We start from the raw sequence: 13,548 nt of genomic DNA, 5'->3' as shown, positions 1-13,548 counted from the left end.
CTAACCCGTATAACCGAAAAAGATAAATAAAAAGCTCTTATCACGAAAGCACGAAAATACGAAAACACGAAAAAGATTATTAAATCTCGTGCTCCCCCTTTTTCGTGTTTTATCCCCGTATTGAGAACTTACAAATTACACATTTAAGGAACTAACACAATGAAATCGTTACCCTTTAGAGCCTTTTGGGGACTTGACTTTATAAATGCTGTCGGGCTGGTCTCCTTGATGTAGTTGCGGATGCCTGCAACGATCGCCGCACTCACGCGGTCCTGATACTTGCCATTGACCAATCTTTTACACTCCCTGGAGTTGCTGATAAATGCGGTTTCGATCAATATGGACGGCATTTGAGCCCCCAGAAGGACATAAAACGGGGCCTGTTTGACACCCTTATTTTTTATCCGGCTGTAGTTTTTTCGCAAATGTTTGTGCATGGCCTCCTGGACATTAGCAGCCAGCCGGCTCGATTCATTGATTTTGGCATTTTGCATAAGATCGCTCAAAATCGTCTGCAAGTCGCTGATATTTTTCTTTGAAGTTGCATTTTCACGGGCGGCCACCATAATGGCATCTTCATCCGTTGCCAAATTCAAAAAAAAGGTCTCGATACCGTATGCCCTGCGATCCCGGGAGGCATTCGTGTGGATTGATATAAAAAGATCAGCGTTTTTGGTATTGGCAATCGCTGTGCGCTCTTCCAGTGTTAGGTACCGGTCACTGTTGCGCGTCAGGAAAACCTCGCATTGCAGCTTTGAACGGATCTTTTTGGCAAGCCGCCGGGCAATCTTGAGAACAACATCTTTTTCATGAACACCTTTTAAGTAACCGGGAGCCCCATAATCGCGTCCCCCGTGCCCCGGATCGATAACGATGCGGCTTACGCCCAGGGCCAGCTGCTTTGCCAGGGCGCTGGGAGGAAGCTTGGTACCTTTTGGTACGGTCCCGGCCTTCGCCCGGGTCGGCTGGGGCTGCTTGCCCCAGACATCGATAACAATCCTGAAAGGATTCTTGAGGGGAAAAATCTTATAGGTTTTAAAAGACTTGATGTCGACGACAACCCGCACCGAATCCGGTGTGTACTGACCGGCACGCACATCGCTGAGCAGATTATCGTTAATTGGAATTGTTTTCTCAAGATCTTCCACCAGCCTGCTGTTATCAAGCTCGACATACAGGCGCTGGGGTTTATTAATGGAAGGATCTTTTTTAAGAAGCCTGTGTGTAAAAGCTGTTTCGCTGTCAGCATCGATGACGATACGGGTGTAACTGGGATTGGACCAGAATCGCAGCCCCTTAACCACTGCGTGACGATTTTCAGAAATTTTGTCATTCTTTACAGCCGGAACTTGCGCCAAAGACCCTCTCTCGATCTCCGCTGCGATCTGATCTACCACAGGTTTTTCCGCGGTCTTTTGCGGCTTGACTGTCTCCGATGCGACCTTGCGGGTCTCCGCCCCCGAAAAGGAACCGATGGCAGCGGAGGCCTTTTGGCGGTATTGGCTGCGTGGAAAGTGCTTTATGATCCGACCGTAGAGATCGAGAGCTTCTTGTTTGTCAGATTTTTTATATGAGCGATTGTAAAGTTCCTGATAAAGCTCAGCGGACATATACAGCCCCACAGCGGCCCAGGGGCCGGCAGGATCATGCCGGTAGACCTCCTGGAACTTGTCGATGCACTTCAGCCATTGGTCCCTGTATTTCTGTTTTTTAGAGCTTTTAAGAAGCTTATTGTAACAGCTTTCAGCGGCAACATACTTGGCTCTTCCCCGGTTTGACCGGGAAAAACGAGCTTTGACATCAACGGTTTTCGGGCGATGTGCTTTGGAAAAAGCTACGATGGCATTCGCCGCCTTTTGTCGATATTGACTTTGCGGAAAACGTTTTATAATCCGCTCGTAAATGTCGAGGGCCTCTTTTCTGTCAGAGTCCTTAAATGAAAGATTGTAAAGCTGCTGGTAAAGCTTTCCGGACATGTACAGGCCCGCGGGAGCCCAGGGGCCTGAAGGATCACGCCGGTAAACCTCCTGGAATTTATCGATGCACTTCAGCCATTGGTCCCTGTATTTCTGTTTTTTGGAATTGTTGCGCAGTTTTTTATAACAGGTTTCAGCTTGATTGTACTTATCTCTTGCCGTGGCTGCCGATGGTGTCCGCGGCCACAGCACCGCAAGCACAAGCATGCAGCAGGCAAACAAACAGATAGTGTTAAGTTTCTTGATATTTTTTCGCACAGAATACATCAATTATGTTTTGGCCTTTTCATGCAACTCGTTCAGGCAATTCAAGGCTTCCAGCGGCGTCATTTTTGAAATGTCAAGCTTTTGCAGTTTTTCAATGACCAACTGCTCGGGCCTGCGAAAAAGATTAAGCTGCACCTGCGCCTGGGGGGCAACCTCTTCGCTTGATGCCAAAACCGGTGAACATGCAATACCGTTTTCACTGTTTTCAATATGATAAAGTATCTTTTTGGCCCGCCGGATCACCTGGTCGGGAATACCGGCCAGCCGCGCAACCTGTATGCCGTAACTTCGATTAGTCCCGCCTTCTACCAGTTTTCGTAGAAAAATGATCTCATCATTCCACTCCTTGACCGCAATATTGTAATTCTTCACCCGGGGCTTTTTGCCGGCCAGTTCCGTCAATTCATGGTAGTGGGTGGCAAAAAGAGTTTTGACCCCAAAACCTTTGAAGTCATGCAGATACTCTGCCACCGCCCAGGCGATACTGAGACCGTCGAAAGTACTTGTGCCCCTCCCGATTTCATCCATGATAACGAGGCTTTGCCGGGTGGCACTGTGCAGAATATTGGCGGTTTCCTGCATCTCCACCATAAAGGTGCTCTGGCCCTGGGAGAGGTTGTCCAGGGCACCGACACGGGTAAATATCCTGTCAATAACACTTATCGCCGCCTTGCCGGCAGGCACAAAGGACCCTATCTGAGCCATCAGGACCATAAGAGCCACCTGCCGCAGAACGGTCGATTTGCCGGCCATGTTAGGTCCGGTTATAACGAGTATCTGATTTTCATTATCGTCCACCTCGATAGAATTGGGGACGAACCGTTCGGCCGTGATCATCTTTTCAACCACCGGGTGGCGCCCGTCTTCTATCAGAATACGGCCGTCGGTGTTCATTTCCGGCCGGCAGTAGTCATTCTGATCGGCAACTTCCGCCAGATTCAACAAGCAGTCCAGACGGGCCAAAAAATAAGCCACATGCTGGATATCGGCATTCTGTTTTATAACCTCTTGCCTGATTTGATTGAATATTTTGTATTCAAGGACCGCCCTCTGCTCTTCGGCCCCCAAGACTTTGGATTCAAAAGATTTCAGCTCATCCGTAATGTAACGTTCTGCATTTACCAGCGTCTGTTTGCGAACATAATGGGGGGGAACGTCTTTTGAACGAGACTTTGGAATTTCAATGTAATAACCGAAAACCTTATTGAATCTTACCTTAAGAGTGCTGATTCCGGTTGTCTCCTTTTCACCGGCCTCCAGCTTTGCCAGCCAGCCCTTACCGTCCCGGCTGACGGTGATCAGCTCATCGAGCTGCCTGTCGTATCCGGTCTTGATGATCCCTCCTTCGTTAATTGTCGGCGGTGCATCTTCACGAATCGCCTTTTCAATCAAATCTGCCAGAGCATAAATATCATCAAGTTTCTCACCATATCGAAAAAGCCCGGAAGTAAGCTGCCGCAGCCTGGACCATATGTCGGGCAAACTTTTGATGGAACGCTTCAGGGCTGTAAGATCTCCGGCATTTGAATGCCCCATGGATATTTTGCTGCCGAGGCGCTGGAGGTCATACACCGTTGTTAAGCTCTCCCGGATACTTCTGCGGATCTGAATATTATCTTTTATCTCGGCAACAGCTTCGTGCCGGGACTGAATCTCGGTTACATCCAGCAGCGGATATCTCAACCATCTCTTCAGCAGCCGCCCTCCCATGGCGGTTACAGTGCGGTCGATAATGCCGAGGAGTGTTCCCCGTTTGGATCCGGTACGGATATTCTGCAGAATTTCAAGGTTCCGGCAACTTACATCATCGATAATGAGATAATTATTTAGTGAGTAGGTCTCGATACCGCCTAAATGCTCGATTTGCTGCTTCTGGGTTTCTCTTACATAAAATATAAGCGCTCCGGCCGCCTGCACTCCGGCCTTAAGATGTTCACACCCGAATCCTTCGAGTGAAAGGGTTTTGAATTGATCAATTAATCTCGTTCGGCATCTTTGGTGCTCAAAGGCTCTATCTTCCAAAAAGGTTATCGATTTCTCCGATAACGCTTCGATGACCGCCGTAAAAAAGGGATCGTTCTTGGAGGACTCCGGGAAAAGAGCTTCACTGGGTGATATCCGCAAAGCTTCATCAACAACCGTACTTAAATCCCGGGATTCCGACACCCGAAATGTCCCCGTGGAAATATCAAGATAACTGAATCCGGCGGTATCGTTGCTGCGAGCTACGGCAAAAATATAATTGTCTGATTTTTCGTCTAAAAGTTCATCGTCAACGATCATGCCGGGGGTAATGACCCGCACGACATCCCTTTTCACCAACCCTTTGGCTGTAGCCGGATCTTCGATTTGGTCACATATTGCAACTTTGCGTCCATGGTCTATGAGACGGGCGATATATCCTTTGACAGCCCGGTAGGGGATACCGCACATGGGAATCGGAAACTCGTCTTTTTTGTTCCTGGATGTCAGAGTAATCTCGAGTATCCGGGAGGCAACCTCGGCATCCTCAAAAAACATTTCATAAAAATCTCCCATTCGATAAAAGAGGATGGTATCAGCGTACTGCTCCTTGATGGACAAGTACTGCTTTATCATGGGAGTTGCTTGGGCAAGACTCATGGCTAAAACCGCTCCGGTCTGTAAAATCTAAAGCTCGAATTTCTTATGAAGTATTTATGACCCCATGTTCCTTCATTATTGTTTACGCTCAATCAGGTCCATACTATATATTGATTATTTTTTCAACAAGAATACTATATGTGGTTAAACTAAAAAAGCGCTATCTTTGAGGTTTGAAAGCTCCGGTTTTTGTTGCCGGAATCCTCGAGCCCCACTTACTCGCAATATCTCATGAACTTTAGCTGCCGATTTCTCTGATATTCTTTATGAAATACGCGATTTAGGCGGAAACCCCTCAATGTATAGCGCTTTAGTTTCTATGTCGCAAAATTTGTGCTTTTTGCGGCAAACTTCCTTTGATTGCCACTCCGCCTGCTAGATGGCTGAGTGGTAATTATTTTGGTTTCAGCACGTTGGGGTTAGGTTGTTTGTTTGGTACCTTGTTCCTCACTGGCGGTGCTGCCACCGGGTGATGCGCTCCGCAACGACTCCAGTTCACTTTTAAGTGCTGTCAACTCGTCCTGCTGGGCCGCAGCAGCGGCATTTAAGTTCTTAACCGTTTTTTTGGACTTAAACCGATCATAAAGACCGGAAAAATAGGCAATCAAAAAGCCTGTCAGGAAAAAAACAAGAAACAGAACTGCATGCGGCAATTCCGGCGTTTGCAAAGTTTCAAGAAACGGCAGAGTTAAGCTGAGGCTCTGTTTTGCCATAAACAAAATCTTGTTCTGATAAACAAAGACCCCCGCAAACACCAAAATAATCAACCAGAAAGCAATTTTAACTTTTTTCATTTGTTTTCTCCCCAATATGACCGCGTTATAGAACCAGTTGCTCAAAGCATGGCTTTAAATTGTTGTAGGTTACTTTTAGATGTTCGGGAATGACGCGAACATCGGCAAAAACCGTCAAAGCATTGGTATCGCCGAACCAGCGGGGAACGATATGGAAATGGAGATGTTCTTCAACACCGGCGCCGGCGACTTTACCCAGATTAAGTCCGACATTGAATCCATCGGGGTTCATTACTTTTTTTAATATTCCGACGGACTGTTCAACAGTTAAAAGCAGGTCCCCCATTTCGTCTTTGCTCAACTGATCCAGAGTCGCAAGGTGGCGGATCGGAGCCACCAGAAGATGTCCATTAATGTACGGGTATTTATTCATGATCACCATAGTTACCTTGCCCCTGAAAAGGTTCAGTTCATCCTGCCCTGAAAGCGTCTTGCAGAAGATACACCCTTCTTCTTTGTCACCCAGGATGTAATCCATGCGCCAGGGGGCCCACATCGTTTTCATTCCCGATCCTCCAAATCTCGCTTATGGATTTTAGGTCACCATTGACCGGTTTCTGTCATCCGGCCTTCATCATTAAAATCAAAGGTCTCGCATCCTGAACTCTAAATTCTGCACCCAACTCTAAGTTTCTCTACCTTTTTCAAGCCCAAAACTCAACCTTTTTCTACATAATCTAAGGAATTATTTTGGTTTTCGGCACCTTATCCTGAGGGCACAGCCTCAAAAAATACTGATCCGTCATCCCGGCAATAAAATCCCTCACAATCTCGGCACTGTTGTGATTTGCAATATAGTCTTGGGACATATCCTCCAAAAAACTTGTGAATATCACCGAAGTTCGATTTTCTTTTTCAATATCGTCCAGAAACCTTTCAAAAAGAATCTCAAAAAGCTTTTTGATGGTGTCGGTCTGGCTTTTGATCTTCGGATTCATATAGATACGTTCAAGGTTGAAGGCCTTCAGCCGCTTCAGAGCCGCCGACACTTCCGGACTGAAGGCCATATAGATATTCTGGAAGCTGCTGTTAATGATGTCGGTTACAAGATTATATACAATGGTTCCGTTTGTATCCCCCAGACGTTTGACGCATTCCGCGGGTAGATCCGACCGCTTGATTATATTCAGCCGGATGGCATCCTCGATATCACGACCGATGTAACTGATGGTATCGGCCATGCGTACAACACACCCTTCCTGGGTCATGGGAATGAGCTTGATTTCAGGATCCGTTTTTTTGGCGGCCATCTCTTGGTCTATGGTTTCAAATGTCTTGTTCCTGGCGGGCTGAAGCATCCGGTTGTGAATCTCGCCATCATGGCACAGGATGCCGTCAAGTGTTTGCAGACACAGATTCCATCCTTTACCTTTGCGCTCGACTCTTTCCAAAAACTGGACGCTCTGAACGTTGTGTTGAAAGTAACCGATGCCGCTCATGCTACAGAGCTCGGATAAAAACTTTTCGCCGTCATGGCCGAAAGGTGTATGTCCGATATCGTGTCCCAGGGCAATGGCTTCAATCAGATCCTCGTTTACCCCCAGAAACCGTCCGATGGATCTGGCGATCTTTGAAACCAGCTGAACATGCAATACCCGATGGGTGATATGATCATGTTTGATCAGATAAAACACTTGGGTTTTATCAATATAGCGTGTGTAGGCGCGAGAATGCAGGATGCGGTCGACATCCACTGAAAAGGGCTGGCGATAACCCTCTTCAAGACGCGGATCCTCAAAGCGACGGACTCCGGCCGCACTCTGTGTGGCGATAGGGGACAGAACTTCGCGCTCGCGTTGCTCCAGCGCCAATTGAATCATGGCAAGGCGGTCATTTTTATATATTCCCATTTTCGATCATGGTCTCCATGAGTTTAATGTAATCGATGCCGGCTGCCCGAAAGCCTTCCTTGCCGTATTTCATGTTGGCTTCAAGAACATAAAGCTTACCCTCATGTTCGACAATATCAATCCCCACATCGTCCCAGCGGCACCTGCGGGCGGTATCAAGAGCCAGGTCAAGGATGTTTTGTGGAACAGGGTCGAGGCTGATAGTCGCGCCCACGGCAACATTACTTCTGAACTCACCGGCAGGCGCAAGGCGCCAGTAGGCATGCGCCACCTGGCTGCCGATAACCACCACGCGCACATCACGATCGCTTGGCAGGTATTCCTGAATATAGGCTGGCGTGGTCAAGCTGCAGTAAGCATGCAGATCATCCGGATTCCGGATCAGGAAAACCCCCCTCCCCATGGCCGAGCCTCTGGGAATCTTGCCAATAAACGGAAGTTCAAAATAATCACAAATCGCATTTTTCTGGCGCTGGCCGTAAAAGACCCGGGTCCTGGGGTTCGGTATTTGGAGCAGATCAAACAGAGCGGTTTGCTTAATTTTGTCCTGAACACATTTATAGGTATGATAGCTGGGGAAGGTTTCTTTGCCCATAGCATCAAAAAGTTCGGCGTAGAAGGTGGTTGGATAATAAATTTTAGCGGCTTTGCGGATCAGATCCGCATCCTGGCGGCTATAATCGCAAAAATTCGGCCGCACTCCCAGAGTCAGGACATTTTTACATTGTCTTAGACGCGCCTCAAGGGCGATAACTTTGTCGTTGGCTGTCATGTTTTCCTGCCAAGTTTGACTGGTTATTTGAAACTTCGAATGAACGAAAACGTTCAATTGGGTGTCCGGTGTCCTTTGTCCGTTGCCCGTTGCTAAACAATAAGATGCGAGTCTGTATTTCCACTACGGGTGAAACACAAGCAGAAACCCTTTTAACTTGTAATACCTCTGACTACGGACAGCTGACCACAGACGTCTAATCGAAGTTTTAGCTTGAGAGTTAAATATTTCCCGTTTCGAAAAATTGTTTAATTATATCATAACTTCGTTGAATATGGCTCCCCGGCCAGTATATACGCCGGCATCGGCTACAGATTTGAAAGGTTGAGTTGGTTTCCCAGACATAATCGGGCACGCGGCTGCGTACAGCATCTTTGTCCACCTGCCGGGTCAGGATGTTGCAGCGGGTGCATCGCGAAAACGGCCGGGTATCGGCTGCGCCAATACCAAGGGCCTGAAGCACTTCCCGCACCTGTTCATAGGGGTCATTTGAATTTATAAAGACAAGTTTATGGTCCGTGCTTCGATCCCGAACCCTTTTTGTACGGGTAAGCAAAATCCGATTTTTACCGGCGGGATCCGGGAGCCCATCGCCGGAAACACCTGCCTGGTAAACCGTATCAAAGCCCAAGATGCGCAGCCATTTTGCCAGTTTACCCAATGTCGTTTCGGCGGTAAAACATATATCTTTTGTAATGACCATCTGTGTAAACATATTGTGAACTAAGATTGACGGCGTCGTAAAAAGTCACGAATTCAACTGCTCAGTCTTAATTTGAATCGCAAAGATGCTGGAAGCTGGATACTGGTTCCTGGAGAACAGGTTGCAAATAACAATTAAATTAACGTTATAAAATCCGCACAAAGCCGATTGCTAACTTTTAAAATCAAGTATTCATTATCCCCGATAAATCGGGATTTCCGCTACGCTCCAACAAGCATCCAGCATCCAGTATCCAGCATCCAGTATCCAGTTACTCCGGTGGTGTCAGAACAAAGACGGACGGAGAAACTTCAACATCGGCCCAATATCTGTCGATGTCGAGCTGAAACCCCCGGCCCTCTTCATTCGAAAATATCAGACAAGCAGGAACCTGATATCTTTTTATTGTCTGTACCCCGCAAAATTCAATACGATACAAAAGAGCGCCGCTCAGGCCAAACATCTCCATCTTGCGCACCCGGCTCTTATTTTTATTAAAATAAATTTTCTGAAGTACGTTCCCCCATCTTTTTTTTAATATCAAAACATATTTATCTTCAGAGCCTTTTTGTTCTACAACAGCTTTGTTGTGTTGGACCAAGGGAATACTACCGCCTAAAATACTGACAATATCGCCGGAATTAATCGGAATTGAAAAAAACCTTTTGAGGGTGGTGTTTTTAGCGCGTTGTTTATAAAACTTACTATCGGCATGGGAAAAACGATAGAACCACTGGCCGTCGCTGGCAAAACTTATCATAGGCTGACCGGAAAAGCTGCGCATAACAATACGAAATTTTCCAGGTACAGCCCCGATCCAAACGATACGGGAAGTCAATTTTTTTTTCTTATCTCCCCTTAATGTTACCCTGCCGGTGCCTTTGAAAGTTTTGAGCGTGCGGTTTTGATTCTCCAGCAGCGTCAGAAGCTCCCGGGCTTCGACTGCAACTTTAAAATCTTTTGGTTTTTGCGAAATTCTGTCAACAAGGCCGCTACAAGCCGGCAGAAAAAAAGCGGTAATCAAAAGCATTATAAAAATTTGCCTGTTGCGTCTTACCTGCATTAACTTTCTGCCACCGGTGTAATAAAAATTAAGGATATTATTCATTTCCATTTAAGGCCTCAATTTTCTTTTCAAGGGCGGCCTTATCATTATCATCCCCTTTGTTCTTCAGGGATCGTTTGTAAAACTTAAGCGCTTTTTTATTTTGATTAACCTTGAGGTAGGCATCTCCAAGATGCTCCAGTATAATCGGATCATCGGGTTCCAAGCTGACGGCTTTTTTCAGGAGTGTCACCGCTTCACTGAAAAGACCTTTTTTATAATACACCCAACCCAAGCTGTCAGTTATATAGCCGTCATCCGGCTTATGCTTTAAGGCCTCTTTAATCAGACGCTCGGCCTCATCAAGGTTCTGCCCCATGTCTGCATAGGTATAGCCAAGATAATTCAATGCATTTGCATTTTTAGGATCAAAACTTATAACCGTCTTCATTTTTGCTATAGAATCGTCTTTCCGGCCCCATTTATCATAAACAACGCCCAGCCTGAAATGGAGTTTGGTGTTTTCAGAATCTATTTCAAGTCCTTTTTTCAGAATAGCTTCAGCCTTTTCAAACTCCTTGGTCTCTTCATAAAACGAACCCATGTAAAGCATTAATTCGGCATCATTGGATATCTCTTTAATAACATCATTTAAAAAATCAATCGCCTCGCGGGTTTTTCCCTGTTCCTGATAGATAAAGGCAACATGAACTGCCGATTCTTTATAAAACCTGGAATTCGGCATCACCATTTTAAAATGCTTGACGGCCATCTTGATATTTTTTTTGCCGTCAAAGGCAATGCCGATAACATAGTGTAGATTTGAACTGTCCGGGGCACCTTTTAACATCCCCTTAAGAACGGTGATGGCGGCATCGTATTTTTTTGGATCCAAATAAATCCGAACAACCGTTCTGACAACTTTATTCTCTGTCAGGCTCCTTTCCCCAAGGTTTTTGAAGATTTCGGCTGCATCCTTTTCCATACCCTTTTTGTAATAATAATACCCCCGCTCCATGGCAGCTGCTATGTTGCGGGGGTTCTTTCCCAAGATTTCTTTGTATAGTTGTAAAACCTTTTGGTCTTTACCCTGAGTTTTATAAAGTTTTAACAGCTCAAAACGCGGTCCATCTAAACCCGGCATAATTTCCAAAGTCTTGAAAAACTTGTTTTCAGCCTCAAGCATCTTACCCTGTGTAGCATAAATCTTCCCCATAAAAAAATGGCCGGCATACGATCCGGGAAAGTTTTGAACCAGCTGTTCATATATCTTTAAAGCCTTGTCCAGATCGCTTTCTTCCATATAAATTCCGCCCAGAATCAGATAAATATTTTGCTGCCGGGGGTCAACGGCGATAACTTTTTCATATGCCTTTTTGGCGTCATCAATGTGTTTCAATCTCTGATTTATTCTACCGTGTATGATCAGTGCGGGTATATAGCCCGAATCTTTTTTCAATAGCTGCTTAATAATATCCAAAGCTTTTAAGTTGTTTTTCTGCTGCAAATAAAGTAGCGCAATCTCTTTTTGCAAATATGAAGACTCAGGATCTTTATCAACGGCTTTCTGCATATATTGAATGGCTTTATCCAGGCTGCCCTTTTTTCGGTAAAACTGCGCCTCTGTAAAGTAGTAATACTGGTTTTCAAATTCATAAATATCGCCTGTGACACCATCCTGCTTATCTGTCGCCGTCGGCCCAGGGCGGGGAAGAACACTACACCCATAAAAAAAGAAAATGACCATAAAACCAATGGTCAGTTTTAATAAAATATTTTTCATTGTTTTTTATCTCAATTAGTTTCTTAGCACTTAACCAGGCATACCTATGCCTTCATACATATCAAAATCCGGTATTTCGCGCTTGAAATATTCTCTCATCTTCTTGATGATATTCTTCTCCACCTGGCGAACACGCTCCCTTGAAATACCATAACGGTCACCAATTTTCTGTAATGTTGCCGGGCTATCCGAAAAAATACGCTGCTCGAATATCTCAAGTTCTCTGGGGGTCATCGTTTTTTTGAACTCAGAAATTTTGTTGTGTAAAAGCACCTCCATCTCCTTTTTGGCCACCCGGTCTTCCGTGGATTCCACATCAGTTCCTAAAAACTCGATCCTTTCAGTATCTGAACCATTTTTCAAAGGCGCATCCAAGGAAACATCCCACCCATCAAGTCGCTGGTCCATATCCACGATTTCGCGTTCGGAAACACCTAATCGTTCGGAGAGGAGCTTGGGCTTGGGATCAAAACCCTCGTCAATCAGCTTTTGTTTTTCCTTTTTCAGTTTAAAAAAGAGTTTTCGCTGCCCCTGGGTCGTTCCGATTTTCACAAGACGCCAGTTGTCCATTATGAATTTGAGAATATAGGCCTTTATCCAGAATGAGGAATAGTACGAAAATTTAACGTTTTTGTATGGATCAAATTTCTTAACGGCCTGCATGAGTCCGATATTGCCTTCCTGAATCAGATCTAAAAGATTCTGCATCCAAACTCGCTGGAATTCCAAGGCGATCTTTACTACAAGCCTAAGGTTGGCGGTTACCAGGACATAGGCCGCTTCGGAGTCACCTTCCTCACGAACTTTTTTGCCAAGTTCTATTTCTTGCTCCCGGGTGAGAAGTTTGTACCTGCTTATTTCCATAAGGTACTGCTGAAGCGGGTCAAACTTAACAAGGGCGCTATCTGACGAAGAAGAGGACGACGGTGCTGAAATATTATCTATTTTTTTGGCCGCTCTTTTTGTTTTCAGCTTTTTGGATCTACGCTTTGGTTTTTTTTTGATTTTACTCATCTTGATATTGAATAAAAGTTACTACCTGAATCTTGTATAGGTCATCTTGAAGGATTCAATATAACTATCAGGCGGTACCGGTTATTAAAGCTCCCTGCCCCGCTGACCGCAGGACTAAAAGCGGAACGGGGAACGCGCTCACTATTGCGTTCAAACATTCTTTGTAAAACATATCTTATTTATTAACAAGCGTCAAATAATTCTATTTTGCGCCTCGTTTATTATTCAACCTATCGAAAATATGTTGTTTTTAGGGGCTAATTGTTTGTAAAGCCACATGGAACGTTGGAATACTTGAACAATGGTATATGGGGGATGAAAACCAGAGTCATTGAATATTTTTACAAGCCATCTCAAATCTGTTAGAGATGGCTAATATATTCTTTTACGCGGGCGGTTTCTTCAGCTAAAAACTTAAATGGAACTTCAATTGAGAGTAAGCAAAATGGTAATGTATCGAAACACTTCCGCTCGGGGTAGCTGGGAATAACCCTGTAAAAAGCCGGCCTTAAAGGTACGCCGGGTGTTGACAAATTAAGACTGTGTGATTTAAGACATATTGCCTCGACAAATTTGGCAAAAGCGGGTAGGATATAAAATATATCGCTCACTTAACACCTGACACCTAAAACGTTCACAGCCTATGCGCCTGTAGCTCAGCTGGATAGAGCAACGGACTTCTAATCCGTAGGTCGCAGGTTCGAATCCTGCCAGGCGTACCA

Annotated in this window: 10 protein-coding genes and 1 tRNA gene; 1 reads left to right on the top strand and 10 read right to left on the bottom strand. The window is 45.3% G+C overall.

Translation table 11 applies throughout. The features are described 5' to 3' along the window. Positions 1–143: 143 nt before the first annotated feature. The 10 genes from V3S16_RS06455 to V3S16_RS06410 all read right to left on the bottom strand — a co-directional run bounded on the left by V3S16_RS06455 (position 144) and on the right by V3S16_RS06410 (position 12,826). On the bottom strand, positions 144–2,234 hold the full coding sequence (locus tag V3S16_RS06455; RefSeq protein WP_413883850.1) for an N-acetylmuramoyl-L-alanine amidase: 2,091 nt from the start codon (positions 2,232–2,234) through the stop codon (positions 144–146). A 12-nt stretch (positions 2,235–2,246) separates the two neighbouring features. Continuing rightward, positions 2,247–4,865: a DNA mismatch repair protein MutS gene (mutS, locus tag V3S16_RS06450; protein WP_413883849.1), complete on the bottom strand. Its 2,619-nt coding sequence runs from the start codon at positions 4,863–4,865 to the stop codon at positions 2,247–2,249. A 419-nt stretch (positions 4,866–5,284) separates the two neighbouring features. Further along, positions 5,285–5,659 carry a lipopolysaccharide assembly protein LapA domain-containing protein gene (locus V3S16_RS06445; RefSeq protein ID WP_413883848.1) on the bottom strand — a complete coding sequence of 125 codons (375 nt, stop codon included), beginning with the start codon at positions 5,657–5,659 and terminating at the stop codon, positions 5,285–5,287. A gap of 25 nt (positions 5,660–5,684) precedes the next feature. Further along, positions 5,685–6,164, bottom strand: a complete 480-nt coding sequence (locus tag V3S16_RS06440; protein WP_413883847.1) for an HIT family protein — start codon at positions 6,162–6,164, stop codon at positions 5,685–5,687. Positions 6,165–6,336: 172 nt separating this feature from the next. After that, a complete protein-coding gene (locus tag V3S16_RS06435) occupies positions 6,337–7,509 on the bottom strand; it encodes a deoxyguanosinetriphosphate triphosphohydrolase family protein (protein WP_413883846.1) in 1,173 nt (390 codons plus the stop codon). Further along, the gene (locus tag V3S16_RS06430; protein WP_413883845.1) at positions 7,496–8,281 is read right to left on the bottom strand and encodes an ATP-grasp domain-containing protein; all 786 of its coding nucleotides are present in this window, start codon (positions 8,279–8,281) and stop codon (positions 7,496–7,498) included. The genes V3S16_RS06435 and V3S16_RS06430 overlap by 14 nt, the downstream gene beginning before the upstream one ends. Positions 8,282–8,501: 220 nt before the next feature. Beyond that, positions 8,502–8,984 carry a Mut7-C RNAse domain-containing protein gene (locus V3S16_RS06425; RefSeq protein WP_413883844.1) on the bottom strand — a complete coding sequence of 161 codons (483 nt, stop codon included), beginning with the start codon at positions 8,982–8,984 and terminating at the stop codon, positions 8,502–8,504. Between the two features lie 271 nt (positions 8,985–9,255). Then, on the bottom strand, positions 9,256–10,098 hold the full coding sequence (locus tag V3S16_RS06420) for a LolA family protein (RefSeq protein WP_413883843.1): 843 nt from the start codon (positions 10,096–10,098) through the stop codon (positions 9,256–9,258). Further along, on the bottom strand, positions 10,085–11,812 hold the full coding sequence (locus tag V3S16_RS06415) for a tetratricopeptide repeat protein (protein ID WP_413883842.1): 1,728 nt from the start codon (positions 11,810–11,812) through the stop codon (positions 10,085–10,087). The genes V3S16_RS06420 and V3S16_RS06415 overlap by 14 nt, the downstream gene beginning before the upstream one ends. A gap of 30 nt (positions 11,813–11,842) precedes the next feature. After that, entirely contained in the window at positions 11,843–12,826 is a 984-nt protein-coding gene (locus V3S16_RS06410) for an RNA polymerase sigma factor RpoD/SigA (RefSeq protein ID WP_413883841.1), read from the bottom strand. Positions 12,827–13,471: 645 nt separating this feature from the next. On the opposite strand from V3S16_RS06410, the gene V3S16_RS06405 reads away from it, so the two are divergent. After that, positions 13,472–13,548, top strand: a tRNA-Arg gene (locus tag V3S16_RS06405).

Source organism: Candidatus Desulfatibia sp., from assembly GCF_036446775.1.
Lineage (GTDB): Bacteria > Desulfobacterota > Desulfobacteria > Desulfobacterales > UBA11574 > Desulfatibia_A.
This window is presented reverse-complemented; position numbering and strand designations above follow the sequence as displayed.